This is a genomic window from Streptomyces sp. NPDC050287 (genome assembly GCF_044459385.1).
Taxonomy (GTDB): Bacteria; Actinomycetota; Actinomycetes; order Streptomycetales; family Streptomycetaceae; genus Streptomyces.
The window spans coordinates 46,659-73,281 of record NZ_JBITIY010000009.1 but is presented as its reverse complement, the minus strand read 5'-3'; the positions used below and the strand labels follow the sequence as shown (position 1 = coordinate 73,281).

The window sequence follows — 26,623 nt, the reverse complement described above, 5'->3', positions numbered from 1 at the left end:
GGGATGTCGTCGGTGATGCGGACGCCGTGTCCGCTTCCGCGGTCTTCCGGCTGCGGTCCGTCGTGGCTGGTCGCTCCCCCAAGTTCTCGGCTTCGCTCGAACCCGGGGGGACCCCCATCGCGGCGGAGCCGCACATTGATACAGCCCCGCGCCCCTAGGCAGGTCTCCCCACTCCCCTTCACAGAACGAGGTATGTGTCATGCGCGCGTCCATTCTGAGCCGGCGTGCTGTTCTTGCCGGGACCGCGGCCGCTGCCGCGCTCACCGCCGTTCCCGTCCCTCAGAGCGGCCGTGCGTACGGTGCCGAGGCCACCGCCCCCGCCTACCGCTGGCGCACCGCCGTGATCGGCGGCACCGGATTCGTCACCGGTGTCCTCTTCCACCCGTCCGTCCGCGGGCTCGCCTACGCCCGCACCGACATCGGCGGTGCCTACCGCTGGGACGACCGCGCGGCCCGCTGGACCCCGTTGACCGACCACCTCGGCTGGGACGACTGGAACCTCCTCGGTGTGGAGGCCATGGCCGTCGACCCCGCCCACCCCGACCGGCTCTACCTCGCCCTCGGCACCTACACCCAGCCCTCGTCCGGCAACGGCGCCGTCCTGCGCTCCGACGACCGGGGCGCCACCTGGAAGCGCACCGACCTCACCGTGAAGCTCGGAGCCAACGAGGACGGCCGGGGTGCGGGGGAGCGGCTGCTCGTCGATCCGCGGGACAGTGACACCCTGTGGCTGGGCACCCGGCACGACGGGCTGCTCAAGTCCACCGACCGCGGCGCCAGTTGGGCGGCGGCGACCGGGTTTCCGGCCACCCCGAGCGCCACCGGCCAGGGCGTCACCCTCCTCGTCGCCGCCGGCCGCGCCCTCTACGCCGGCTGGGGCGACGCCGACGGGAGCGCCGGCGCGGCGAACCTGTACCGCACCACCGACGGCACCACCTGGGAAGCCGTCCCCGGTCAGCCCTCCGGAACCGCCGCCAGGGTCCCGATCCGCGCCGCGTACGACAGACACACCCGCGAGCTGTACGTGTCGTACGCCGACGCGCCCGGCCCCAACGGGCAGTCCGACGGCAGTGTGCACAAGCTGCGCACCACGGACGGCACGTGGACCGACGTCACGCCGGTGAAGCCGGGCGGGACGACGAGTGACGGGTCGGCCGACACCTTCGGTTACGGCGGGGTCGCCGTCGACGCCCGCTGCCCCGGCACCGTCGTCGTCTCCACCAACAACCGCTGGGCGGCGGTCGACACGCTGTTCCGCACCACCGACGGCGGCCGCACCTGGACGTCCCTCAAGGACACCGCTGTCTTCGACGTGTCCGAGACTCCTTTCCTCAAGTGGGGCGGCGACAAGCCGAAGTTCGGCTGGTGGATCCAGGCGGTCGGCATCGACCCGTACGACTCGAAGCACGTCGTCTACGGCACCGGCGCCACCCTCTACGGCACCTCGGACCTGAAGCGCTGGGCCCCGCAGATCCGCGGTCTGGAGGAGACGGCCGTGCGTCAGCTGATCTCGCCCCCGGTCGGGGAGGCGCACCTGATCAGCGGACTCGGGGACATCGGCGTGATGTACCACGAGCGGCTCACGGCCTCGCCCTCGCGCGGGATGGCCACGAACCCCGTGTTCGGGTCGGCGACGGGACTCGCGCAGGCCGCGGCCAGACCGGCGTACGCAGTCCGCGCGGGCTGGGGCGACAACGGCAACGGTGCTTACTCGAACGACGGCGGGAAGACCTGGGCGCCCTTCAAGGGACAGCCCACCATCGCCAAGGACGCACCGGGGCCGATCGCCACCAACGCCGACGGCAGCGTGCTGCTGTGGTCCTTCGTGCACTGGGACGGCACGAAGTACCCCGCCCACCGCTCGGCGGACAACGGAGCCACCTGGACCGAGATCTCCTCCTTCCCGAAGGGCGCCACGCCGGTCGCCGACCCGGCCGACCCGACGCTCTTCTACGCGTACGACACCGACACAGGAACGCTATACGCCAGCACTGACAGTGGCCTCTCGTTCACAGCGCGTGCGACCGGGCTGCCCTCGGGTGACAGCCAGTTCAAGGTGGCCGCCGCCCCCGGCAGGTCCGGTGACCTGTGGCTCTCGGCGAAAGAGAACGGGCTCTACCGGTCCACCGACGGCGGGGCGACCTTCTCGAAGATCGACAGCTGCTGGGCCTCGTACACCCTCGGCTTCGGCAAGGCGGCCGAGGGGGCCCGGTACCCCGCCGTCTACCAGGTCGGCTCCACCGGGACCGGCACCGCCGTCCACCGCTCCGACGACGAGGCGAAGACCTGGGTGCGGATCAACGACGACCGGCACCAGTGGGGCTGGACCGGCGAGGTCATCGCCGGCGACCCGCGGATCCACGGCCGTGTCTACCTCGCCACCAACGGCCGGGGCATCCAGTACGGGGACCCCGTCTGATGCCGTCGCTGAGCGGCGCCGGACGCGGTCGCTTCCGCCGCCGGCTCCAGGACACGTACCGCATCCGCGACGCCCGGATCGCCGTCGGCACCGGTGTCCGCCCGGAGCTCGTCGGCCTGCCGGACCGGGTCGAGGCGGTCCGCCGCGGTGGCCTGCTGTTCCTCCTCCACTGTGGGCGCGAATCCATGACCGTCGAGGTGCCGGGCGCCCACCGGGACCTCCTGACGGGCGCGACCGTGACGGACGAGATCACGCTCGGCCGCTGTGGAGTGGCGGTGCTGAAGCCATGACCGCGCGCCCCGTCCACGCCACCTGGGAGCCACGGCCCGCCGCCCGCTGGGAGGACGCCTTTCTGAGCGGCAACGGCCGGCACGGCACCCTTGCGTTCGGTGACCCGAACGACGAACGCGTCATCGTCACCCACCACACCTTGGTCCGCCCCAACGGCGCCGAACACGCCCGCCCACCCGAACTGGCCGCCGAACTCCCAGCGCTCCAGGACCGGTTGCTCGCCGGCGACCTGACCGCCGCCGAGACCTTCACCGACGGCCGCCACCTCCAGTGGGTCCAGCCCTTCCACCCCGCCTTCCGGATACGGCTGCGCAGACCGACCGCCGCGGAACCGCGCGCGTACCGCCGTACCGTCGACTTCGGCACCGGCGAGGCGTCGGCGGACTGCGCGGGGTGGCGCAGCCGGGTCTTCGTCTCCCGCGCCGACGACGTCGTCGTCCAGCAGATCGACACCCCCGACCTGGACATCTCCCTCGACCACCGACTCCCGGGCGCCCCCCACGACCTCGCCGTCGGCCAGGGCGTCGTGCTCACCCCCGAGGGCGCCCTGCTCACCCTGCGCGTCCGCTACCCCGGCAGCGACCGCGCGTACACCGGGGTCACGCTGGTCGTGGTCACCGGCGGCCGTACCACCCTCACACCCCCTGGCCTGCGCGTCACCGGCGCCGAGTCCGTCCTGCTCCTCACCCGAGTCCAGCGCCACACCGACGCCCCGGACTCCGGCAACGACAGGGACCCCCTCACCCAGGCCCGCGCCCTCAGCGACCTCATCCCGGCCGGGACCGGCGACGACCCGTACGCCCGTCTCCTGGACCGCCACACCCTCCTCCACCGCACGGCGTACGAACGGGTGTCCCTCGACCTCCGCGCCGATCCCAAGGAACGGGCCCTCTCCGGTTCGGAGTTGCTCGGCCGCGCTGACAGCCCCGCCCTCCTGGAGCGCCTCTTCGCCGCCGGCCGCTACCACCTGCTCTCCGCCGCCGGAATGCTCCCGCCCCGCCTCGTCGGCCTGTGGACCGGCGACTGGAACACCGCGTGGGCCGGAGCCTTCACCAACGACGCCAACCTCAACCTGCAGACGGCCTCGGCGGCAGCTGCCGCGCTGCCCGAAGTCACCGAGGCACTCGCCTCCCTGATCCACCGTCAGCTGGACGACTGGCGGGAGAACGCCCGTACCGTCTTCGGCGCCCGCGGTGTGGTCGCGCCCGCCCACACCGACGGCGAGTCGGGGCTGGCGTACCACTTCAGCCGCGAGTATCCCCTGCACTTGTGGACCGCCGGCGCCGACTGGCTCCTCAAGCCCCTCGCCGACCACGACGAGACCCGCGGTGCCCACGACCCGCGCACCGCCCACGCCCTCGCCCAGGTGGCCCTGTTCTACGAGGACTTCCTCACCCGGACCGACGCCGACGGGCATCTCACCGTCGTCCCCTCCTACTCGCCCGAGAACCGCCCCGCGAACGCCAGTTGGGGCGCGATCAACGCGGCGATGGACCTGTCGGCGGCCCGGCACGCCCTGCTCACCGCCGCCGCGTACCACCCGGAGAAGGCGCAAGCCTGGCGCGCCCTCGCCGGCCGCCTCCCGCCCCACCGCGTCAACGCCGACGGTGCCCTCGCCGAGTGGGCCCGGCCCGGCCTCGACGACAGCTACGACCACCGTCACCTCAGCCACCTCTACGGCGTCTGGCCGCTGGAGGAGATCACCCCGTACGACACCCCGGACCTCGCGTCCGCCGCTCACCGCGCTCTCGAACTCCGCGGCTCGGAGAACGACTCGGCGCACGGACACCTCCACCACGCCCTGGTCGCGGCCCGCCTGCGGGACGGCGAACGGGTCGCGCACGCCCTCGGCCAGGTCCTCAAGGGCGACTTCTTCCACGCCTCGCTGATGAGCGCGCACTACCCGAACCGTCACGTCTACAACGCGGACGCCGCGCACACCCTGCCCGCCGTGGTCATCGAGACGCTCGTGCAGTCGACCCCGGACCGGCTGGTCCTGCTCCCCGCGCTGCCGACGACGTACCCCGAGGGCGAACTGCGAGGCATCCGCACCCGGTTCGGGGCGGAGCTCGACCTCACCTGGAGCCGGCACACAGTGACCGCGGTCGTGCGCCCCACCCGCACGCACCGGGTCGAACTCAGGACTTCATCCGGCGCGGAGCCGCTCGACCTCGTCGCCGGAGAAGACCACGTCCTCACCCTGAGGGCGTGGTGATCCGCCCGCACATCCCACGAAACCACACCATCCCCCCGCGATTCCCCCCACCCATGGAAGGGACACCATGGCACTGCACACACTCCGCAAGGTCACCATGGCCGTGCTGGCCCCGGCGATGGCCATCGGCGCCACCGTCTCTCTCGCCTCCGCCCCCGCCTCGGCCGCCGTCTGGAACACCTGCGACCAGTGGGGCAACACGACCCTGAACGGCTACACGCTCTACAACAACATCTGGGGCTCCGGCGCCGGCAGCCAGTGCATCTGGGCCAACTCCGGCACCAACTGGGGCGTCAACGCCAACCACCCCAACACCGGCGGCATCAAGTCCTACCCGAACTCCAAGAAGGTGATCAACAAGTCGATCACCTCACTGGGTTCACTCTCCAGCAACTACAACGTCTCGGTCCCGTCGTCCGGCGCGTACAACACGTCGTACGACATCTGGGACACCGACTACGACTACGAGATCATGCTCTGGGTCAACAAGACCGGAGCCGTCGGCCCCCTCGGCACCTCGCAGGGGAACGTGACGCTCGGCGGTCACACCTGGACCGTCTACAAGGGCACCAACGGGGCGAACGAGGTGTTCTCCTTCGTGCGCACCTCGAACTCGTCCTCCGGCTCCGTGAACATCCTGCCGATCCTCAAGTGGATCAAGGACACCAAGGGCTGGTTCGGCAACGAGACCATCGGTGACGTCCAGTTCGGCTTCGAGATCACCTCGTCGTCCGGCGGCCTGAACTTCACCACCAACAACCTGACCGTCAGCAGCAGCTGACCCGCTTGACCACGCGGCAGTGGGGGGGGGGGCGCCCCCCCCGCGGGGCGGCGCGCGGGGGCGCGCGGGGCGGGCGCCGGGGGGGCGGCAGGAGCGGCGCCTCCCCCGCCGCGCCCGCGGCCCCCCACAAACCACCCCCACCCCCCCCCCCCCCCCCCCCCCCCCCCCCCCCCCCCCGGGGGCGGGGGCCGCCCCCCCCCCCCCCCCCCCCCCCCCCCCCCCCCCCCCCCGCGTCCGGCGCGGCTACCGGGCTACCGGAAGCCGCGCCCCGTCCCGCAGGAACAGCGGGATGCGGTCCAGCGGGGCGTCGACCGTGACGGTCGTGCCGCCCTCGTACGTCTCACCCGTCCACGCGTCCGTCCAGGTCGCGCCCGCCGGCAGGTACGCCGTACGGGCCGTGGCACCCGCGGTGAGCACCGGGGCGACCAGCAGGTCCGGGCCGAAGAGGTAGGCGTCGTCGACCGACCAGGCCGCCTGGTCCTCGGGGAACTCCAGGAACAGCGGGCGCATGACCGGCAGGCCCTCCTCGTGGGCCTCTCCCATGACCTTCAGGACGTACGGCTTCAGGCGCTCGCGCAGCCGCAGGTACTTCTCCAGGATCGCGCCGGCCTCCTCGCCGTACGACCACACCTCGTTGGGGCCGCCGGTCATCTCCGGGCCCAGCGGCATGCCCGGGTCGCGGAAGCCGTGCAGACGCATCAGCGGGGACAGCGCGCCGAACTGGAACCAGCGGACCATGACCTCCTGGTACGCCGGGTCGTCCGGGTCGCCGCCGTGGAAGCCGCCGATGTCCGTGTTCCACCAGGGGATACCGGACAGGGCCGTGTTGAGACCGGCCGCGATCTGGCGGCGCAGGGTGGGGAAGTCGGTGCCGATGTCACCGGACCACAGGGCGGCACCGTAACGCTGACTGCCCGCCCACGCCGAGCGGTTGAGGGTGATCACCTCGTCCTCGCCGGACGCCAGCAGACCCTCGTGGAAGGTGCGGGCGTTCTCGGCCGGATACATGTTGCCGACCTCCAGGCCCGGGCCCGCCCAGTAGCGCAGGTTCTCCGAGAAGCCCGGCTTCAGTTCCGGCTCGCAGGCGTCCAGCCAGAAGGCCGTGATGCCGTACGGCTCCAGGTAGTTGCGCTGGATGCGCGACCAGAGGAAGTCACGGGCCTCGGGGTTGGTGGCGTCGTAGAAGGCGACCTGGACGGTGGAGGCGACCTCCTTGTCCGGCCAGTCGGCGTGCGCCATGGGGCCGTACTGGGTGCCGATGAAGTAGCCGCGCTGCTCCATGAGCTGGTGGTTCTCGGAGAGCGGGGACACCGACGGCCACACGGACACCACCAGCTTCACGCCCAGCTCCTCCAGCTCGCGCACCATCGCCGCCGGGTCCGGCCACTCCTTCGGGTCGAACTTCCAGTCGCCCAGGTGGGTCCAGTGGAAGAAGTCGCAGACGATGGCGGACAGGGGCAGGCCCCGGCGCTTGTACTCCCGGGCCACGGCGAGGAGTTCGTCCTGGGTGCGGTAGCGCAGCTTGCACTGCCAGAAGCCCGCCGCCCACTCGGGGAGCATCGGGGTGCGGCCGGTCACCGCGCTGTAGTGGCGCTGGGCCTTCGCGGGGGCGCCCGCGGTGATCCAGTAGTCGATCTGGCGGGCCGAGTCCGCCACCCAGCGGGTGCCGTTGCCGGCCAGCTCCACGCGGCCGATCGCCGGGTTGTTCCACAGCAGCGTGTAGCCGCGGCTGGAGGTGAGGACCGGGATGCCGACCTCGGCGTTGCGCTGGACCAGGTCCAGGACCAGGCCCTTCTGGTCGAGGCGGCCGTGCTGGTGCTGGCCCAGACCGAACAGCTTTTCGTCCTCGTAGGCGGCGAAACGCTGCTCCAGGCGGTGGTGGCCGTTGCCGACGGCGGTGTACAGGCGCGAGCCCGGCCACCAGAAGTGGGCGCGTTCCTCGGCCAGCACCTCAAAGCCGTCCTCGGTGCGCAGGAAGCGGATCAGGCCCTCGGCGCTCACCTCGACGGTCAGCGCGCCGACGGTCAGCGAGCCGTGACCGTGCTCGATCTTGACGGTGGACTCGGTGACCGGAGACTCGTCGAGCAGCGCGCCCGGCAGCCCCTCCAGAACCGGGCCGCCGAGCCGGGCCCGGACCCGGACCGCGTCCGGCCCCCACGGCTCGATCCGCACGGTCTCCTGGCGGCCGCTCCACTCCAGCGCGCCGTCCCGCTCCCGGAAGGTGCCGACGGTGGGTGACGACTGCGCGAGGCTGACCTGGGACTGACCTCCGGCCAGGGGCTGGGTTTCGGCAGGCTGATTCACGTGGGGTGCTCCTTGAAGGAGGGCAGACGACGGAGTGCGGACAGCGGACAGCGGACAGCGGAGTGCGGGCATGGCGGTGCCCCGGCGGGGCGACGTGCGCGACCGAAGGCAGATCAGGAAGGGCAGATCAGGAAAGGCAGGTCGGGCCAAGGGCAGAGGCAGGTCGGGCCAAGGCGGGTCAGGTGAAGGCGGGTCGGGTGAACGCGGGTCAGGAAGCGGCGGCCGGAGCCGGTCCGGTACTCGTCCGGACCGTCAGCTCGGGGGCGAGCAGCACGACTTCGTCGGCGCCGTGGCCCTCCAGCTTGGCGACCAGGCGTTCCACGGCGTGCCGGCCCATCTCCTGCGCGGGGATGGCGACGGACGTGAGGCGCACCGAGGCCTGCACGGCGACCTGGTCCGGGCAGATCGCCACCACCGACACGTCCTCGGGCACGGCCCGGCCCTGCTGGCGCAGCAGGGCGAGAAGCGGTTCGACCGCCGACTCGTTCTGCACCACGAACCCGGTGGTGCCCGGGCGTTCGTCGAGCACCCGGGCGAACGTCACGGCCATCGCGTCGTACCCGCCGTCGCACGGCCGGTGCAGCAGCCGTACGCCCAGCTCCTGGGCGCGGGACCGCAGTCCGTCGAGGGTGCGCTCGGCGAAACCGGTGTGCCGTTCGTAGACGGCCGGGGCCTCGCCGATGACAGCGATGTCACGGTGGCCGAGCTTCGCGAGGTGCTCCAGGCACAGTGCGCCCGTCGCCTTGAAGTCGAGGTCCACGCAGGTCAGGCCGGTGGTGTCGGCGGGCAGCCCGATCAGCACGGACGGCTGGTCGGTGCCGCGCAGCAACGGCAGCCGCTCGTCGTCGAGTTCGACGTCCATCAGGATCATCGCGTCGGCGAGCCCGCTGCCGGTGACGCGGCGCACGGCGTCGGGCCCCTCCTCGCCGGTGAGCAGCAGGACGTCGTACCCATGGGTGCGGGCGGTGGTGGCCACCGCGATGGCGATCTCCATCATCACCGGCACGTACATGTCGGTGCGCAGCGGGATCATCAGCGCGATGATGTTCGACTTGTTGCTGGCCAGGGCACGGGCGCCCGCGTTCGGGTGGTAGCCGAGTTCGCGGATGCTCTGCTCGACCCGCTGCCGGGTGGTCGTGGAGATGGACCGCTTGCCACTGAGGACATAGCTCACCGTGCTCGCCGAGACTCCGGCGTGCTGGGCGACCTCGGCGAGGGTGACCATCCAGCTCTCCAAGCTTTGTGAAGCGCTTCGACAGTGCGCAGTGCGAACAAGGGCGGGTGAGAGTGGTTCGACAGTAGCTCCACTGGAGGTGGGTGTCCATAGGTTGTCGAAGCGCTTCGACTAAGACTCTGCTTCGACTGGGACTCTTCTGCGCACCCCTCCTCTTCCACGCACCCTTTTCAGTGTGGCCTGCGCGGCGCGGACTTCCGGACGGGAGCCGACGGCGGCACCGGGCCCGGGTCACCCGGCCCGGTGTCACCGCTCCGCGTGGCGTCGGGGTCCCTGCCTACCACGACCGGCCGTGCGGGGCCATGCGGCGGGACCTTTGGAGGCGACCGGCCGGCCGGCATCGGCCGAACGGACCGCGAGGGGTGGTGGGGGCGGCCCGGATCGGGTACATACGATCGGGTAGCACCCGTCGGTAACCAAACGGTCCGAAGATCCCGATTCGCGGCGAGGTGAGCCCCCATGTCCGCTCCACCCACCCCCTCCCGACCTGCCGTCACCGAACGTGAGGCGCGCCAGGTCGCGGAGGCCGCCCGGGAACAGGACTGGCGTAAGCCCAGCTTCGCCAAGGAACTGTTCCTGGGCCGCTTCCGGCTCGACCTCATCCACCCCCACCCGATGCCGGCCACCGAGGAAGCCCAGCGCGGCGAGGAGTTCCTCGCCAAGCTGCGCGACTTCTGCGAGACGAAGATCGACGGCGCGCTGATCGAACGAGAGGCCCGCATCCCCGACGAGGTCATCGACGGCCTCAAGGACCTCGGCGCCCTCGGCATGAAGATCGACACCAAGTACGGCGGCCTGGGCCTCTCGCAGGTCTACTACAACAAGGCCCTCGCCCTGGTCGGCTCCGCGAACCCGGCGGTGGGCGCGCTGCTGTCCGCCCACCAGTCGATCGGCGTCCCGCAGCCGCTGAAGATCTTCGGCACCCAGGAGCAGAAGGACACCTTCCTGCCGCGCTGCGCCCGCACGGACATCTCGGCGTTCCTGCTGACCGAACCCGACGTCGGCTCCGACCCGGCCCGCCTGGCCACCACCGCCGTGCCCGACGGGGACGACTACGTCCTCGACGGGGTGAAGCTCTGGACCACCAACGGCGTGGTCGCCGACCTGCTCGTCGTGATGGCCCGGGTGCCCAGGTCCGAGGGCCACAAGGGCGGCATCACGGCGTTCGTCGTCGAGTCCGCCTCCGAGGGCGTCACCGTCGAGAACCGCAACGCCTTCATGGGCCTGCGCGGCCTGGAGAACGGCGTCACCCGCTTCCACCAGGTCCGGGTCCCCGCCGCCAACCGCATCGGCCCCGAGGGCGCGGGCCTGAAGATCGCGCTCACCACCCTCAACACCGGCCGCCTGTCGCTGCCCGCGATGTGCGTGGGCGCCGGCAAGTGGTGTCTGAAGATCGCCCGCGAGTGGTCGGCGGCCCGCGAGCAGTGGGGCAAGCCGGTCGCGTTCCACGAGGCGGTCGGCTCGAAGATCAGCTTCATCGCGGCGACGACGTTCGCCCTGGAGGCCGTCGTGGACCTCTCCTCCCAGATGGCGGACGAGGACCGCAACGACATCCGTATCGAGGCCGCCCTCGCCAAGCTCTACGGCTCCGAGATGGCCTGGCTGATGGCCGACGAACTGGTCCAGATCAGGGGCGGCCGCGGCTTCGAGACGGCCGAGTCCCTGCGGGCGCGCGGCGAGCGTGGGGTCCCAGCCGAGCAGATCCTGCGCGACCTGCGCATCAACCGCATTTTCGAGGGTTCCACCGAGATCATGCACCTGCTGATCGCCCGCGAGGCGGTCGACGCCCACCTGTCCGTCGCCGGTGACCTGATCGACCCCGACAAGTCCCTCTCGGACAAGGCGAAGGCAGGCGCCCAGGCCGGCGTCTTCTACGCCAAGTGGCTGCCCAAGCTGGTCGCCGGACCGGGCCAGCTCCCGACCTCGTACAACGAGTTCAAGCGCGAGATCGATCTCTCCCCGCACCTGCGCTACGTCGAACGCACCGCCCGCAAACTCGCCCGCTCCACCTTCTACGCCATGTCCCGCTGGCAGGGCCGGATGGAGACCAAGCAGGGCTTCCTGGGCCGGATCGTCGACATCGGCGCGGAACTGTTCGCGATGAGCGCGGCCTGCGTCCGCGCCGAGCTGCTGCGCGGCAACGGGGACCACGGGCGCGAGGCCTACCAGCTCGCCGACATCTTCTGCCGCCAGGCCCGCATCCGCGTCGAGGAACTCTTCGGCCGCCTGTGGACCAACACCGACGACCTGGACCGCACGGTCGTCAAGGGTGTGCTGTCGGGCACGTACGAGTGGCTGGAGGAGGGCATCGTGGACCCGTCCGGTGACGGCCCGTGGATCGCGGACGCGACACCGGGGCCGAGCAGGCGGGAGAACGTGCACCGGCCGATCCGCTGACCGGTGTCACGGGCCGGCGGGCGGGCGCGCCCGCCGGCTCGCGCGCCCCCCGGGAGGGGGACGCGCTGTCCTGCGCACAGCCTTGTGCGGCCACAATGGGGGGATGAGCGACAGTCCAGCCCCCACAGGGCGCGGGGCGGATGCCCCGTCTGCCCTCGCCGACCCGCACCTCGTCCACGACCCGGTCGCCGGCACCGGCCCGAAGGACGTGGTGATCCTCGGCTCCACCGGCTCGATCGGCACCCAGGCCATCGACCTCGTGCTGCGCAACCCCGACCGGTTCCGGGTCACCGGGCTCTCGGCCAACGGCGGCCGGGTCGCGCTTCTGGCCGAGCAGGCGTGCCGGCTCCGGGTGCGGACCGTCGCGGTCGCCCGTGAGGACGTCGTACCGGCTCTGCGTGAGGCCCTGAGCTCCCAGTACGGCCCCGGAGAGCCGCTCCCCGAGATCCTTGCCGGACCGGACGCGGCCACCCAGCTCGCCGCCGCTGATTCCTCGCAGTGCCACACCGTCCTGAACGGCATCACCGGCTCCATCGGCCTCGCCCCGACCCTCGCCGCCCTGGAGGCGGGCCGCACCCTCGCGCTCGCCAACAAGGAGTCGCTCATCGTGGGCGGCCCCCTGGTCAAGGCCCTCGCCAAGCCGGGCCAGATCATCCCGGTCGACTCCGAGCACGCGGCGCTGTTCCAGGCCCTGGCCTCCGGCACCAGGGCCGACGTGCGCAAGCTCGTCGTCACCGCCTCCGGGGGCCCTTTCCGCGGCCGTACGAAGGCCGAACTGGCGGACGTCACCGTCGAGGACGCCCTCGCGCATCCCACCTGGGCCATGGGCCCGGTGATCACGATCAACTCCGCGACCCTCGTCAACAAGGGCCTGGAAGTCATCGAGGCGCACCTTCTCTACGACATTCCCTTCGATCGGATTGAGGTGGTCGTGCACCCGCAGTCGTATGTCCACTCGATGGTTGAGTTCACGGACGGATCCACGATCGCCCAGGCGACACCCCCCGACATGCGCGGCCCGATCGCGATCGGCCTGGGCTGGCCCGAACGCGTCCCCGACGCGGCACCCGCCTTCGACTGGAGCAAGGCGTCGACCTGGGAGTTCTTCCCGCTCGACCACGAGGCGTTCCCGTCCGTCGGCCTGGCGCGCCGCGTCGGACAGCTCGCGGGCACGGCCCCCGCGGTGTTCAATGCGGCCAACGAGGAGTGCGTCGAGGCCTTCCGGGCCGGCGCGCTGCCGTTCAACGGGATCATGGAGACCGTGACCCGGGTGGTGGACGAGCACGGCACCCCGCGCGCGGGAACCTCGCTCACCGTCGCGGACGTCCTCGAAGCGGAGACCTGGGCGCGGACCCGGGCCCGGGAACTGACGGCACAGACGGCGGAGGCCCGTGCATGACGACCCTGATGTTCATCCTCGGCATAGTGCTCTTCGCCGTCGGCCTCCTGGTGTCGATCGCGTGGCACGAGCTGGGGCACCTGTCCACCGCCAAGATCTTCGGCATCCGCGTGCCGCAGTACATGGTCGGCTTCGGCCCGACGGTCTTCTCCCGCAAGAAGGGCGACACCGAGTACGGCGTCAAGGCCATCCCGTTCGGCGGCTACATCCGCATGATCGGCATGTTCCCGCCCGGCCCGGACGGCCGCCTGGAAGCCCGCTCCACCTCGCCCTGGCGCGGCATGATCGAGGACGCCCGCTCGGCCGCCTTCGAGGAGCTCGAGCCGGGTGACGAGAACCGCCTCTTCTACACGCGCAAGCCGTGGAAGCGGGTCATCGTGATGTTCGCGGGCCCCTTCATGAACCTGATCCTGGCGGTGGCGCTGTTCCTCACCGTCCTCATGGGCTTCGGCATCTCGCAGCAGACCACCACCGTCAGCTCGGTCTCGAAGTGCGTCATCGCGCAGAGCGAGAACCGCGACGACTGCAAGAAGTCCGACCCGGCCTCCCCGGCCGCTGCCGCCGGCCTGAAGGCGGGCGACAAGATCGTCTCCTTCGACGGAGTCACGACGGACGACTGGAACCGGCTGTCCGACCTGATCCGCGCCAACCCCGGCAAGGAGGTGCCGATCGTCGTCGACCGCAAGGGCGAGCAGCTCACCCTGCACGCGAAGATCGCCGACAACCAGGTCGCCAAGAAGGACTCCAGCGGCCAGTACGTCCAGGGGCAGTACGTCAACGCCGGCTTCCTCGGCTTCAGCGCCGCCACCGGCATCGTGAAGCAGGACTTCGGCGACTCGGTGACCTGGATGGGGGACCGCGTCGGCGACGCCGTGGACTCCCTCGCCGCCCTGCCCGGCAAGATCCCGGCCCTGTGGAGCGCGGCCTTCGGCGACGGCCCGCGCGAACCCGACTCCCCGATGGGCGTGGTCGGCGCGGCCCGCGTGGGCGGCGAGATCTTCACCCTGGACATCCCGCCCACCCAGCAACTGGCGATGGCGTTGATGCTGGTGGCCGGCTTCAACCTGTCTCTCTTCCTCTTCAACATGCTCCCGCTGCTGCCGCTCGACGGCGGCCACATCGCGGGCGCCCTGTGGGAGGCCCTGCGCCGCAACCTGGCGAAGGTGCTCAAGCGACCCGACCCCGGCCCGTTCGACGTGGCGAAGCTGATGCCGGTCGCCTACGTCGTCGCGGGGATCTTCATCTGCTTCACGATCCTGGTGCTGATCGCCGACGTCGTTAACCCGGTGAGAATCTCCTAGCCATCCGGCGTTCCCGGCGGCCCGGCATGCTCCATGCCGGGCCGCCGCCATTGGGTGGGTTTGGCGGCAGTGATGTGCTCGCGCTGTCGCACGTGCCGTAATCTCGAAGCCTGGAGCCCGCCGCTGACGGGACCTGGACCTTGATCCACGACTTGGGGTTGCACAGCAGATGACTGCGATTTCTCTCGGCATGCCGTCCGTTCCGACCAAGCTCGCCGAGCGCCGCAGGAGCCGGCAGATCCAGGTCGGCACCGTGGCGGTCGGCGGTGACGCCCCGGTGTCCGTGCAGTCGATGACCACGACCCGTACGTCCGACATCGGCGCCACCCTCCAGCAGATCGCCGAGCTGACGGCCTCCGGCTGCCAGATCGTGCGGGTGGCCTGCCCCACCCAGGACGACGCGGACGCCCTCGCGACCATCGCCCGCAAGTCCCAGATCCCGGTCATCGCGGACATCCACTTCCAGCCCAAGTACGTCTTCGCTGCCATCGAGGCCGGTTGCGCCGCGGTGCGGGTGAACCCCGGCAACATCAAGCAGTTCGACGACAAGGTCAAGGAGATCGCGCGGGCCGCCAAGGACCACGGCACCCCGATCCGCATCGGCGTCAACGCGGGCTCTCTGGACAGGCGCCTGCTCCAGAAGTACGGCAAGGCGACCCCCGAGGCGCTCGTCGAGAGCGCCCTGTGGGAGGCGTCCCTCTTCGAGGAGCACGACTTCCGGGACATCAAGATCTCGGTCAAGCACAACGACCCGGTCGTGATGATCGAGGCGTACAAGCAGCTCGCCGCCCAGTGCGACTACCCGCTGCACCTCGGCGTGACCGAGGCCGGCCCCGCCTTCCAGGGCACGATCAAGTCGGCGGTGGCCTTCGGCGCGCTCCTCTCCCAGGGCATCGGCGACACGATCCGCGTCTCCCTCTCCGCCCCGCCGGTCGAGGAGGTCAAGGTCGGCAACCAGATCCTGGAGTCCCTGAACCTCAAGCAGCGCGGCCTGGAGATCGTCTCCTGCCCGTCCTGCGGCCGCGCCCAGGTCGACGTCTACAAGCTGGCCGAAGAGGTCACCGCCGGCCTCACCGGCATGGAGGTCCCGCTGCGCGTCGCCGTCATGGGCTGCGTCGTCAACGGCCCCGGCGAGGCCCGCGAGGCAGACCTCGGCGTCGCCTCAGGCAACGGCAAGGGTCAGATCTTCGTCAAGGGCGAGGTCATCAAGACCGTCCCCGAGTCCAAGATCGTCGAGACCCTCATCGAAGAGGCCATGAAGCTGGCCGAGCAGATGGAGACGGACGGCGTCGCGTCGGGCGAACCGTCGGTGTCGGTGGCGGGCTGACGCGACGGGCGGGACCGGCGGGACGGCAGAGCGCCTTCGACGCCGGTCGGCTGCGTCCAGCCCGTCCGGCGTTTGAGGACGAGGCCCCTTCAGGGCCGACAGCGGGGGTCTGGGGGCGGCAGCCCCCGGGGGCACGGCATCCCAGGGCCACTTTTGAGCGAGCGGCAACCAGAACACCCGGCGACGCTGCCCAGCTTCCGCAGGTACAGTGCGGAGATCAGCAGAACCCCAGTGTGAGGCCCCGCCCGTGTTGACCCAGACGACCTCCCGGGTCCTCGAACCGAGCGACCTGGACGCCGCGCTCGCCGTCCTGGACCGCGAGCCGGTCGCGAACGCCTTCGTGACCTCCCGGGTCCAGGTGGCCGGCCTCGACCCATGGCGGCTCGGCGGCGAGATGTGGGGCTGGTACGAGGACGGCATGCTGACGTCCCTGTGCTACGCGGGCGCCAACCTGGTCCCGATCTGCGCCACCCCGCGTGCCGTCCGCGCCTTCGCCGACCGGGCGAGAAGGGCCGGCCGCCGCTGCTCCTCCATCGTCGGCCCCGCCGAACCCACCACCCAGCTCTGGCGGTTGCTGGAACCCAGCTGGGGTCCCGCCCGCGAGGTCCGCGCCCGCCAGCCCCTCATGGTCACCGACCGGATGCCGACCGACATCGCCCCGGATCCGCACGTCCGCCGCACACGCAAGGACGAGATGGAGACGATCATGCCGGCGTGCGTGGCCATGTTCACCGAGGAGGTCGGCGTCTCCCCGATGGCCGGCGACGGCGGCCTCCTCTACCAGGCCCGGGTCGCCGAACTCGTCGGCGCCGGCCGCTCCTTCTCCCGCCTCGACGAGAACGGCAAGGTCGCCTTCAAGGCGGAGATCGGCGCCGCGACGGACCGAGCGTGCCAGATCCAGGGCGTCTGGGTGGCCCCGGAGTACCGGGGGAGGGGCCTGGCGGCGCCCGGCATGGCCGCGGTCCTGCGCTACGCCCTGGCGGACGTGGCCCCGGTGGCGAGCCTGTACGTCAACGACTTCAACACGGCGGCGAGAAGGACGTACAGAAGGGTGGGATTCCAGGAGATCGGCGCGTTCACGAGCGTTCTCTTCTGACGGAGTCCGTCCTCTTCCGGCGGACCTCCACAGGTCACCCGCACTCGGCAGCCGACCGAAACCCCCCTGTAGGCTCCCCGCCATGGACCTCGTCATCGGCCCCCTGGACCTGTCCGCCCACGTCGATGAGGCCCTAGCCGTCCAAGCCATCGCTTTCGGCCTGGGCCCCGACGAGGTGGCCGTACGCCGTCAGATCGTCCTGCGCCACATGACCTATCCCGGCGCCCGCGCTTTCGGCGCCACCCAGGCCGGACGCCTCGTGGGCTTCGTGTACGGCATGCCGAACGACCGCGGCCACTGGTGGTCCACCGTCGTCGAGCCGTACCTCCGAGCGCGCGGCCACGACGACTGGCTCGACGACTCGTTCGTCATCACCGAGCTGCACGTCCACCCGCGCCATCAGAACCGCGGCATCGGCCGGTCCCTGATCACCACGATCACGGACACCGCCGACGAACCCCGCTCGATCCTCTCCGCGATCGACACCGACAGCCCCGCCCGCGGCCTGTACCGCTCCCTCGGCTACCAGGACCTGGCCCGCCAGGTCCTGTTCCCCAGCGCCCCGAAGCCGTACGCCGTGATGGGCGCCCCGCTCCCGCTCCGCCGCCGTTAACCGATTACCGCCGGGATGGACCCCCCGGTTAACCTCCTGCCATCACCCTTACGTTGCAGGAGTACGAGAACCATGGCGAACGCACCGGTCCAGCGCATGTCCCAGTTGATGGCGAAGACGCTGCGCGACGACCCGGCGGACGCCGAGGTCCTCAGCCACAAGCTGCTCGTCCGGGCCGGCTACGTCCGCCGCACCGCCGCGGGTCTGTGGAGCTGGCTGCCGCTCGGCAAGAAGGTCCTCGGCAACATCGAGCGCATCGTCCGCGAGGAGATGGACGCGATCGGCGCCCAGGAGGTGCTGCTCCCCGCGCTGCTCCCGCGTGAGCCCTACGACGCCACCGGCCGCTGGGACGAGTACGGCCCCGAACTGTTCCGCCTCCAGGACCGCAAGGGCGGCGACTACCTCCTCGGCCCCACCCACGAGGAGATCTTCACCCTGCTGGTGAAGGACCAGGCGTCCTCCTACAAGGACCTGCCGGTGATCCTCTACCAGATCCAGCACAAGTACCGTGACGAGGCCCGCCCCCGTGCCGGCATCCTGCGCGGCCGCGAGTTCCTGATGAAGGACTCCTACTCCTTCGACCTGGAGGACGAGGGCCTCGCCCACTCGTACGCCCTGCACCGCGAGGCCTACCAGAAGATCTTCGCGCGCCTCGGCCTCGACTACCGCATCTGCGCCGCCACGGCTGGTGCCATGGGCGGCTCCAAGTCGGAGGAGTTCCTCGCCCCGGCCGAGGCCGGCGAGGACACCTTCGCCGACTGCCCGAACTGCGACTTCGCGGCCAACACCGAGGCGATCACGTACGAGTTGAAGCCGGTGGACGCGGCCGGCGTGCCAGCCGCCGAGGAGATCCCGACCCCCGACACCCCCACCATCGAGACCCTCGCCGCCTCCCTCGGCGTCCCGGCGTCGGCGACCCTGAAGAACCTCCTCGTGAAGGTGGACGGCGAGATCGTCGCCGTCGGTGTGCCCGGCGACCGTGAGGTCGACCTGGACAAGGTCGAGGCGCACTTCGCCCCGGCGGTCGTCGAGATGGTCACCGAGGCGGACTTCGCGGGCCGCCCCGACCTGGTCCGCGGGTACGTCGGCCCGCAGGGACTGGAGAAGGTGACGTACATCGCCGACCCGCGGGTGGCCCCCGGCACCGCGTGGATCACGGGCGCCAACAAGGAGCACACGCACGCGAAGAACGTCGTCGCGGGCCGTGACTTCGAGGTCGGCCAGTACGTCGACGTCGTGGTCGTCCAGGAGGGCGACCCCTGCCCGAAGTGCGGCACCGGCCTCACGCTGGACCGGGCCATCGAGATCGGCCACATCTTCCAGCTGGGCCGCAAGTACGCCGACGCCCTCAAGCTCGACGTCCTCGGACAGCAGGGCAAGCCGGTCCGCGTGACCATGGGCTCGTACGGCGTCGGCGTCTCCCGTGCGGTGGCGGCCCTCGCCGAGCAGACCGCCGACGACAAGGGACTGTGCTGGCCCAAGGAGGTCGCCCCGGCCGACGTGCACGTCGTCGCCGCGGGCAAGGCCCTGCAGACCGAGCTGGCTCTCGACGTCTCCGGCAAGCTGGCGGCGGCCGGTGTCCGCGTGCTGGTGGACGACCGGGCCGGCGTTTCCCCGGGCGTGAAGTTCACCGACTCGGAACTGATCGGCGTACCGCAGATCCTGGTGGCCGGCCGGCGTGCCGCCGAGGGCGTCCTGGAGCTGAAGGACCGCCGCACCGGTGAGCGTGAGGAGCTGACGGTCGAGGAGGCGATCGCCCGCCTGACCGCCTGACCGCCTGACGGCTGACGCCTGACCGCTTCCGGCAGAGGAGTCAGAGCCAGCCCGCGAACTCCAGCAGCAGTTCGGCATCCTGCGGACGCCCGACCCGGCGCGCCCGCACGCCGGACTCCACCGCTCGGAACAGCGTCCAGCCCCGCAGCCGTTCCTGGTCCACGTCCAGGGACTCCGCGAGCCGCTTGATCCGCCGCCGGGTGGTCGCCGCGCCCGACGGTGAGGCGATCAGGTCCTCCACCCGGTCCCGCACCAGCCGCGCCAGATCGAAGGCGCACTCGCCGGCCACCGGGTCGGGTCCCACGGCCAGCCACGGCATCCGCTCACCGGCGAGCACCTTGCTCTGCCGGAACGTCCCGTGCAGCAGCCGCTGTTCGGGCGGCGCGGCCAACAGCTCCTCGCGGGCCGCGAGCGCGGCGTCCACCAGGGGCGCCACCTCGGCGTCGGCGGCTGCACGTGCCCGCATCGCCTCGGCCTGCCGCCCGGTCCGCTCGGCCACCGTCTCGAAGGGATGGTCCCCGGGCTCCACCCACAGCCGCCGCAGTGTCCCCGCCGCCTCCAGCAGCGCCTTCGCCTCCGACAGCGACCTCACCGAGACATCCGGATGCAGCCGCTCCAGCAGCAGCACCCCTTCGGTGGTCAGGGGTTCGATCAGCTGTACGGCACCCAGACCGGCCCAGCGGACCAGCGCGGCCCGCTCACTCTCCGGGCGCGCCCGGGGCGGGGCCAGCTTGAGCACCGCGGGCGTCCCGTCCGGCCGCCGCACCAGCACGACCAGACTGCTGCGGCCACCGGGCACCTGCACCCGCTCGACGGTCAACTCGCGCAGCGCGACGGCCTGCCGGGCCGCCTCGGGCAGCTTCTCCAGCCAGCCGTCGGCGTCCGGTGCCGTCTCACCGAGAGCTCTCACCAGACGCGGCGGCGGTTCGAAAGCCATACCCGAGCCGTTCCCTTCCGTCTGTGTCCAGCCGTACAGCCGTACGTCCTATGCGGTGGGCGTCCCCGACGCCGGTGCCGAAGCGGCCCGGTCCCGCTCGGCGAGCCCAGGGAAGGCTACGCTCTCGCCGCGCCAGCGCACCGCCCGCACCGCCGCCTCACGCAGCGCCGCGGTCGCCGTGCCCCGCAGCTCGCCCTCGGCCGACCGCACCAGATCCGAGTACACCCCGGCCACCCGGTCCTCCAACTCGGCGGCCAGCCGAACCGCCGCCGCCGAGTCCGGCACCGGAAAGGGCAGCGCGTACGCCGGCGCCGCGGCCACCGGTGTCCCGCCCAGGTCCCGCACCTCACGGACCAGCGCGTCCCGCCGGGCGCGATGGGCGTCGTACGCCGCCTTCGCCTCCGTGCGGCGGTCCGGGCGGATCCGTCCGCCGACGACGCCGTAGCCGTAGACCGCCGCGTGCTCGGCGGCCAGCGCCGTCTGGAGGGCGGTCAGCTCGCGGTCCTTCACTTCGCACCCTCCGTCAGCAGATACGCGTGTGCCGCGCCGGCGGCCGACACCGAGGCCAGCAGTCGTGCCAGCTCGCCGGGCAGTCCGAGCAGCGCCTTCGCCCGCCGGTCCGCGAGGGCCCGTTCGGCGGCGGCGAGATCGGCGAGGGCGTCCTTCTCGTTCCCCGGTACGGCGGCCGGCGGGGAAACGGAGGGCGACGGAGCGGGGGAGGTTCCGGACGGCTCGGCAGAGGCGGCCGGGGTGCCGCCGAAGGCCTCCGTGTGCCGGGCGACCTCCGCGCGCAGCGGCCCCAGCCGGTCGGCCAGCGCGGGGTGGGCGGCGAGGACGAGGTCGTACCGCTCGGCCAGGCCCCGGCTGTCCCGGGCCGCACGCGCGCGTGCCCGCGCGGCCACCGACGGAGTGCCGCCCGCGCTCTCCTCGGACTCCTCGGTCCCGGACGAGCAGCCCGCGAGCAGGGCGGCCCCTGCGGCCGAGACGAGCAGCGCTCTTCTTCGCGGCCCCAGGGGGGTGCGCGACGGTGGGGGGTACGGCACGGCAGACGTCCTCGGGGGGCTCGTACGAACATACGGGCGGGCAGGTCCGGCCCCGCCGATGATCACGGTACCCGCGCGCCCGCCCGCCGCCACTCATCGGCACCGCGCGAGCCCGCACCGGCGCCCGCCGGCGCCCCGGTGGACGGCAACACCCCCCGCGACCCGATACCCTTTCACCAGACACGCGACCAACCCACAACAGCACACGCGGCCGAGGAGTCACCCGGATGAGCACCACCCAGAGCGAGAGGCTGCGAGAACTTCTGGAACCGCTCGTCGGCTCCCAGGGCCTCGATCTCGAGGAGATCGCGGTGGACTCCGTCGGACGCAAGCGGGTGCTGCGCGTCGTCGTCGACTCCGACACCGGTGCGGATCTGGACCAGATCGCCGATGTGAGCCGCGCGCTCTCGGCGAAGCTCGACGAGACGGACGCGATGGGGCAGGGCGAGTACACCCTGGAGGTCGGAACCCCCGGCGCCGAGCGCCTCCTCAAGGAGCACCGGCACTACGTACGCGCTGTCGACCGGCTGGTGAAGTTCCAGCTGCACGAGGGCGACGAACTGGTCGCCCGGATCCTCCAGGTCGACGACGAGGGCCTGGACGTGGAGATCCCCGGTGTGAAGGGCCGTAAGGCCACCACCCGCAGAATCGCCTTCGCGGACATCGACAGGGCACGTGTGCAGGTCGAGTTCAACCGCAAGGACAAGCACGACAAGCACGAACAGCACGACAAACAGGACGCGAACGACATGATGGAAGAGGAGGAGGCGTAGCCGTGGACATCGACATGAGTGCCCTGAGGGGCTTGGTGCGGGAGAAGGAGATCTCCTTCGACCTGCTGGTCGAGGCGATCGAGTCGGCCCTCCTCATCGCCTACCACCGCACCGAGGGAAGCCGCCGGCACGCGCGCGTGGAGCTCAACCGGGAGACCGGGCATGTGACCGTGTGGGCGAAGGAGGACCCCGACGACCTCGAGGAGGGCCAGGAGGCCCGCGAGTTCGACGACACCCCGTCCGGCTTCGGCCGTATCGCCGCCACCACCGCCAAGCAGGTCATCCTGCAGCGGCTGCGCGACGCCGAGGACGACGCGACGCTCGGCGAGTACGCGGGCCGTGAGGGCGACATCGTCACCGGTGTGGTCCAGCAGGGCCGCGACCCGAAGAACGTGCTGGTGGACATCGGCAAGCTGGAGGCCATCCTGCCGGTGCAGGAGCAGGTCCCCGGCGAGACGTACCAGCACGGGATGCGGCTTCGGTCGTATGTCGTCCGGGTGGCCAAGGGGGTGCGCGGTCCGTCCGTGACCCTGTCCCGTACACATCCCAATCTGGTGAAGAAACTCTTCGCGCTGGAGGTGCCGGAGATCGCCGACGGGTCCGTCGAGATCGCCGCCATCGCCCGCGAGGCGGGTCACCGTACGAAGATCGCCGTCCGGTCCACCCGTTCCGGGCTGAACGCCAAGGGCGCCTGCATCGGCCCGATGGGCGGGCGGGTGCGCAATGTCATGGGCGAGCTGAACGGTGAGAAGATCGACATCGTCGACTGGTCGGACGACCCGGCCGAGATGGTGGCGAACGCGCTGTCACCCGCCCGGGTGTCCAAGGTCGAGGTCGTTGACATGGCCGCCCGCTCCGCGCGGGTGACCGTCCCCGACTACCAGCTGTCGCTGGCAATCGGCAAGGAAGGGCAGAACGCCCGCCTCGCGGCCCGGCTGACCGGCTGGCGGATCGACATCCGTCCGGACACCGAACAGCCCGGCGAGTAGGGCGGGCGGGCGGCTGGGGGAATAGATCCAAGCCGCAGGTCGCTGAGATCACGACAACAACCGTTCGATTCCTGCCCCAAAGGGGTGAGGTCGTTACGGGGAGGTAGACTTAAGAGTGTCTGGCCGGACGCGGACCGGAGCATGCCCTGAACGCACCTGTGTGGGGTGCCGGGAGCGAGCGGCCAGGACCGAACTGCTGCGGACCGTGGCGATCAAGGACGCATGCGTCCCCGATCCACGCGGTACGCTGCCCGGCCGGGGTGCGTATGTACACCCCGTCTCGGTCTGTCTCGACCAGGCGGTACGCCGCCGGGCGTTCCCGAGGGCGCTGCGCGTCCCGGGCCCGCTCGACGTAATGGCGTTGCGCCGGTACGTCGAGCAGACAGAAGGTTGCTGAGCAGCTCTCGCTGTGCAGGCAACACCGCAAGGAGTGTCGTACGGAACCCCGTGCGGCCCTGGTACCCCGCGAGTTGGAAGTAGGTCGAGATTGCGATGAGCACTCGATGAGCACGCGATGAGTACGCCCATGAAGTAGCGACGGTCCGGACGCAACCCGGACCTAAAAGGAGCGAAGTGGCTAAGGTCCGGGTATACGAACTCGCCAAGGAGTTCGGGGTGGAGAGCAAGGTCGTCATGGCCAAGCTCCAGGAACTCGGTGAATTCGTCCGTTCGGCGTCCTCGACGATCGAGGCGCCCGTTGTACGCAAACTGACTGACGCCCTCCAGCAGGGCAACGGAGGCGGCAAGTCCGCCCCCGCACGCAAGGCTGCCCCGGCCAGGCCGGGTGCCCCCTCTCCCGCGCAGGCCGCCCGTCCGGCCGCCCCGCGCCCGCCGGCCCCCAAGCCGGCCGCCGCCGAGACGCCCGCGGCTCCCGCCGCGCCGGCTGCTCCCGGCCCCCGTCCCACCCCGGGCCCGAAGCCCGCGCCGCGGCCCGCCCCGGCGTCCCCGGCTCCGACCACGCCCGAGTTCACGGCACCGCCGGCGGCTCCCGCCGCACCGGCCGCCTCCTCCGGCTCCGGCGCTGGTACCGGCACCGGCTCCGGCCCCCGTCCGGGCGCTCCGCGTCCGGCAGGCCAGGCGCCGCGTCCGGGTGCCCGTCCGGGTGGTCCCGGTCAGGGCGGCCAGGGCCGCGGTGACCGTGGTGACCGTCCCGGCGCTCCGCGCCAGGGTGGCCAGGCGCCGCGTCCCGGTGCCCGTCCGGCCGGTCCGCGTCCGGGCAACAACCCCTTCACCTCTGGTGGCTCCACCGGCATGGCGCGTCCGCAGACGCCCCGTCCGGGCGGTGCCCCGCGGCCCGGCGGTCCTGGTGGCCCCGGTGCTCCCGGCGGCGCTCCGCGTCCGCAGGGCCAGGGCGGCGGTCCTCGTCCCCAGGGCGCTTCGGGCGGTCCCCGTCCGCAGTCTCCGGGCGGCGCGCGTCCCACCCCGGGCGGTATGCCCCGCCCGCAGGGCGGCGGTCCGCGTCCCGGCGGCGGCCCCGGCGGCCCCCGTCCCAACCCCGGCATGATGCCGCAGCGTCCGGCTGCCGGCCCCCGCCCCGGTGGCGGCGGTCCCGGCGGTCGCGGTCCCGGCGGCGGCGGTCGTCCGGGCGGTGGCGGCGGCGGTCGTCCCGGTGGCGGCGGCTTCGCCGGTCGTCCGGCCGGTCCCGGTGGCGGCGGCGGCTTCGCCGGTCGTCCCGGCGGTCCCGGTGGCGGTGGCGGCGGTTTCGCCGGTCGTCCGGGTGGTCCCGGTGGCGGTGGCGGCGGTCGTCCCGGCTTCGGCGGTCGTCCCGGTGGTCCGGGTGGCCGTGGTGGCACGCAGGGCGCCTTCGGCCGTCCCGGCGGTCCCGCGCGTCGCGGTCGTAAGTCGAAGCGGCAGAGGCGCCAGGAGTACGAGGCCATGCAGGCCCCGTCGGTCGGCGGCGTGATGCTGCCTCGCGGCAACGGCGAGTCCATTCGCCTGTCGCGCGGTGCCTCCCTCACCGACTTCGCGGAGAAGATCAACGCCAACCCGGCGTCGCTCGTCGCGGTCATGATGAACCTCGGCGAGATGGTCACGGCCACGCAGTCCGTCTCCGACGAGACGCTGCAGCTCCTCGCCGACGAGATGAACTACACGATTCAGATCGTCAGCCCGGAGGAGGAGGACCGCGAGCTTCTCGAGTCCTTCGACATCGAGTTCGGCGAGGACGAGGGCGACGAGGAGGACCTGGTGGTCCGCCCGCCGGTCGTCACCGTCATGGGTCACGTCGACCACGGAAAGACCCGGCTGCTCGACGCCATCCGCAAGACGAACGTCATCGCGGGCGAGGCCGGCGGCATCACCCAGCACATCGGTGCCTACCAGGTCGCGACCGAGGTCAACGAAGAAGAGCGCAAGATCACCTTCATCGACACCCCGGGTCACGAGGCGTTCACCGCCATGCGTGCCCGTGGTGCGCGGTCGACCGACATCGCGATCCTGGTCGTCGCGGCCAACGACGGCGTCATGCCGCAGACGGTCGAGGCGCTCAACCACGCGAAGGCGGCCGACGTGCCGATCGTCGTCGCGGTCAACAAGATCGACGTCGAGGGCGCGGACCCGACCAAGGTGCGCGGTCAGCTGACCGAGTACGGCCTCGTGGCCGAGGAGTACGGCGGCGACACCATGTTCGTCGACATCTCCGCCAAGCAGGGTCTGCACATCGACTCGCTGCTGGAGGCCGTGATCCTCACGGCCGACGCCTCGCTCGACCTGCGGGCCAACCCGAAGCAGGACGCGCAGGGCATCTCGATCGAGTCCCGTCTCGACCGCGGCCGTGGTGCCGTGTCGACGGTCCTCGTCCAGCGAGGCACGCTGCGGGTCGGCGACACGATGGTGGTGGGCGACGCCTACGGCCGTGTGCGCGCCATGCTCGACGACAACGGCAACAACGTCGCCGAGGCGGGTCCGTCGACTCCGGTCCAGGTGTTGGGTCTCACCAACGTCCCGGGCGCCGGCGACAACTTCCTGGTGGTCGACGAGGACCGTACGGCCCGTCAGATCGCCGAGAAGCGCGCCGCCCGCGAGCGCAACGCCGCGTTCGCCAAGCGCACGCGCCGCGTGTCGCTGGAGGACCTGGACAAGGTGCTCAAGGCCGGCGAGATCCAGCAGCTGAACCTGATCATCAAGGGTGACGCTTCTGGTTCCGTCGAGGCGCTCGAGTCCTCCCTGCTCCAGCTGGACGTCGGCGAAGAGGTCGACATCCGCGTCCTGCACCGCGGCGTCGGTGCGGTCACGGAGTCCGACATCGACCTGGCGATGGGCTCCGACGCCATCGTGATCGGCTTCAACGTGCGCGCCGCCGGGCGGGCACAGCAGATGGCCGAGCGCGAAGGCGTGGACGTCCGGTACTACTCGGTCATCTACCAGGCGATCGAGGAGATCGAGGCGGCCCTCAAGGGCATGCTCAAGCCGGAGTACGAAGAGGTCGAGCTCGGTACGGCGGAGATCCGCGAGGTCTTCCGCTCGTCCAAGCTGGGCAACATCGCGGGTGTGCTCATCCGCTCCGGCGAGGTCCGACGCAACACCAAGGCGCGCCTCATCCGCGACGGCAAGGTCATCGCGGAGAACCTCAACATCGAGGGTCTGCGTCGCTTCAAGGACGACGTCACCGAGATCCGCGAAGGCTTCGAGGGCGGTATCAACCTCGGAAACTTCAACGACATCAAGGTCGACGACGTCATCGCGACGTACGAGATGCGCGAGAAGCCGCGCGCGTAAGCGCTCGGGCTTCC

19 protein-coding genes and 1 pseudogene are annotated in these 26,623 nt (G+C 71.4%); 15 read left to right on the top strand and 5 right to left on the bottom strand.

What is annotated here, in order from left to right; all coding sequences use genetic code 11:
• The first annotated feature begins 199 nt into the window (after positions 1-199).
• From ACIBK3_RS30085 to ACIBK3_RS30070, 4 genes and pseudogenes are all read left to right on the top strand, one after another.
• Positions 200-2,419: a 1,4-beta-glucanase gene (locus ACIBK3_RS30085; protein ID WP_399370559.1), complete on the top strand. Its 2,220-nt coding sequence runs from the start codon at positions 200-202 to the stop codon at positions 2,417-2,419.
• Positions 2,420-2,484: 65 nt separating this feature from the next.
• A pseudogene (locus ACIBK3_RS30080) lies at positions 2,485-2,709 on the top strand (Beta-galactosidase C-terminal domain); the annotation flags it as partial.
• Positions 2,706-4,925 carry a glycosyl hydrolase family 95 catalytic domain-containing protein gene (locus ACIBK3_RS30075; protein ID WP_399370558.1) on the top strand — a complete coding sequence of 740 codons (2,220 nt, stop codon included), beginning with the start codon at positions 2,706-2,708 and terminating at the stop codon, positions 4,923-4,925. The pseudogene ACIBK3_RS30080 and the gene ACIBK3_RS30075, both read left to right, overlap by 4 nt.
• A gap of 67 nt (positions 4,926-4,992) precedes the next feature.
• Positions 4,993-5,706, top strand: a complete 714-nt coding sequence (locus ACIBK3_RS30070) for a hypothetical protein (protein ID WP_399370557.1) — start codon at positions 4,993-4,995, stop codon at positions 5,704-5,706.
• A gap of 243 nt (positions 5,707-5,949) precedes the next feature.
• Here the strand turns inward: ACIBK3_RS30070 and ACIBK3_RS30065 are convergent, their stop codons facing one another.
• The gene (locus tag ACIBK3_RS30065; RefSeq protein WP_399370556.1) at positions 5,950-8,010 is read right to left on the bottom strand and encodes a TIM-barrel domain-containing protein; all 2,061 of its coding nucleotides are present in this window, start codon (positions 8,008-8,010) and stop codon (positions 5,950-5,952) included.
• A 208-nt stretch (positions 8,011-8,218) separates the two neighbouring features.
• The gene (locus ACIBK3_RS30060) at positions 8,219-9,235 is read right to left on the bottom strand and encodes a LacI family DNA-binding transcriptional regulator (RefSeq protein ID WP_399370555.1); all 1,017 of its coding nucleotides are present in this window, start codon (positions 9,233-9,235) and stop codon (positions 8,219-8,221) included.
• A gap of 468 nt (positions 9,236-9,703) precedes the next feature.
• Between ACIBK3_RS30060 and ACIBK3_RS30055 the strand changes: the two genes are divergently transcribed.
• The 7 genes from ACIBK3_RS30055 to ACIBK3_RS30025 all read left to right on the top strand — a co-directional run bounded on the left by ACIBK3_RS30055 (position 9,704) and on the right by ACIBK3_RS30025 (position 19,150).
• Positions 9,704-11,641 (top strand): acyl-CoA dehydrogenase family protein, encoded by a 1,938-nt coding sequence (locus tag ACIBK3_RS30055; protein WP_399370554.1) that lies wholly within the window; start codon positions 9,704-9,706, stop codon positions 11,639-11,641.
• A gap of 103 nt (positions 11,642-11,744) precedes the next feature.
• Positions 11,745-13,040, top strand: a complete 1,296-nt coding sequence (gene dxr, locus ACIBK3_RS30050; protein ID WP_399370553.1) for a 1-deoxy-D-xylulose-5-phosphate reductoisomerase — start codon at positions 11,745-11,747, stop codon at positions 13,038-13,040.
• An 8-nt stretch (positions 13,041-13,048) separates the two neighbouring features.
• Positions 13,049-14,341, top strand: a complete 1,293-nt coding sequence (locus ACIBK3_RS30045; RefSeq protein WP_399370770.1) for a M50 family metallopeptidase — start codon at positions 13,049-13,051, stop codon at positions 14,339-14,341.
• 169 nt (positions 14,342-14,510) lie between these two features.
• The gene (ispG, locus tag ACIBK3_RS30040; protein WP_398655485.1) at positions 14,511-15,668 is read left to right on the top strand and encodes a flavodoxin-dependent (E)-4-hydroxy-3-methylbut-2-enyl-diphosphate synthase; all 1,158 of its coding nucleotides are present in this window, start codon (positions 14,511-14,513) and stop codon (positions 15,666-15,668) included.
• 247 nt (positions 15,669-15,915) lie between these two features.
• Complete coding sequence (locus tag ACIBK3_RS30035; RefSeq protein WP_399370552.1) at positions 15,916-16,764, top strand: GNAT family N-acetyltransferase; 849 nt, start codon at positions 15,916-15,918, stop codon at positions 16,762-16,764.
• A gap of 82 nt (positions 16,765-16,846) precedes the next feature.
• Entirely contained in the window at positions 16,847-17,377 is a 531-nt protein-coding gene (locus ACIBK3_RS30030) for a GNAT family N-acetyltransferase (RefSeq protein WP_399370551.1), read from the top strand.
• Positions 17,378-17,449: 72 nt separating this feature from the next.
• The gene (locus ACIBK3_RS30025) at positions 17,450-19,150 is read left to right on the top strand and encodes a proline--tRNA ligase (RefSeq protein ID WP_399370550.1); all 1,701 of its coding nucleotides are present in this window, start codon (positions 17,450-17,452) and stop codon (positions 19,148-19,150) included.
• Positions 19,151-19,190: 40 nt separating this feature from the next.
• On the opposite strand, the gene ACIBK3_RS30020 is transcribed toward ACIBK3_RS30025, so the two are convergent.
• Genes ACIBK3_RS30020 through ACIBK3_RS30010 form a run of 3 tightly spaced genes read right to left on the bottom strand, consistent with a single transcriptional unit; the run spans position 19,191 to position 21,130 of the window.
• Entirely contained in the window at positions 19,191-20,087 is an 897-nt protein-coding gene (locus ACIBK3_RS30020; protein ID WP_399370549.1) for an aminoglycoside phosphotransferase family protein, read from the bottom strand.
• 48 nt (positions 20,088-20,135) lie between these two features.
• Positions 20,136-20,597 (bottom strand): ferritin-like domain-containing protein, encoded by a 462-nt coding sequence (locus ACIBK3_RS30015; protein ID WP_399370548.1) that lies wholly within the window; start codon positions 20,595-20,597, stop codon positions 20,136-20,138.
• On the bottom strand, positions 20,594-21,130 hold the full coding sequence (locus ACIBK3_RS30010; protein ID WP_399370547.1) for a hypothetical protein: 537 nt from the start codon (positions 21,128-21,130) through the stop codon (positions 20,594-20,596). Before ACIBK3_RS30010 ends, ACIBK3_RS30015 begins: the two co-directional genes overlap by 4 nt.
• 227 nt (positions 21,131-21,357) lie before the next feature.
• Here ACIBK3_RS30010 and rimP point away from each other — a divergent pair, with 227 nt between their 5' ends.
• From rimP to infB, 4 genes are all read left to right on the top strand, one after another.
• Positions 21,358-21,903, top strand: a complete 546-nt coding sequence (rimP, locus tag ACIBK3_RS30005) for a ribosome maturation factor RimP (RefSeq protein WP_399370546.1) — start codon at positions 21,358-21,360, stop codon at positions 21,901-21,903.
• A gap of 2 nt (positions 21,904-21,905) precedes the next feature.
• On the top strand, positions 21,906-22,892 hold the full coding sequence (gene nusA / locus ACIBK3_RS30000; protein ID WP_399370545.1) for a transcription termination factor NusA: 987 nt from the start codon (positions 21,906-21,908) through the stop codon (positions 22,890-22,892).
• Positions 22,893-23,007: 115 nt separating this feature from the next.
• Positions 23,008-23,289, top strand: coding sequence for a YlxR family RNase P modulator (locus tag ACIBK3_RS29995; protein ID WP_078918801.1), 282 nt, complete (start codon positions 23,008-23,010; stop codon positions 23,287-23,289).
• A gap of 176 nt (positions 23,290-23,465) precedes the next feature.
• Positions 23,466-26,609 carry a translation initiation factor IF-2 gene (infB, locus tag ACIBK3_RS29990; RefSeq protein ID WP_399370544.1) on the top strand — a complete coding sequence of 1,048 codons (3,144 nt, stop codon included), beginning with the start codon at positions 23,466-23,468 and terminating at the stop codon, positions 26,607-26,609.
• The last annotated feature ends 14 nt before the right edge of the window (positions 26,610-26,623 follow it).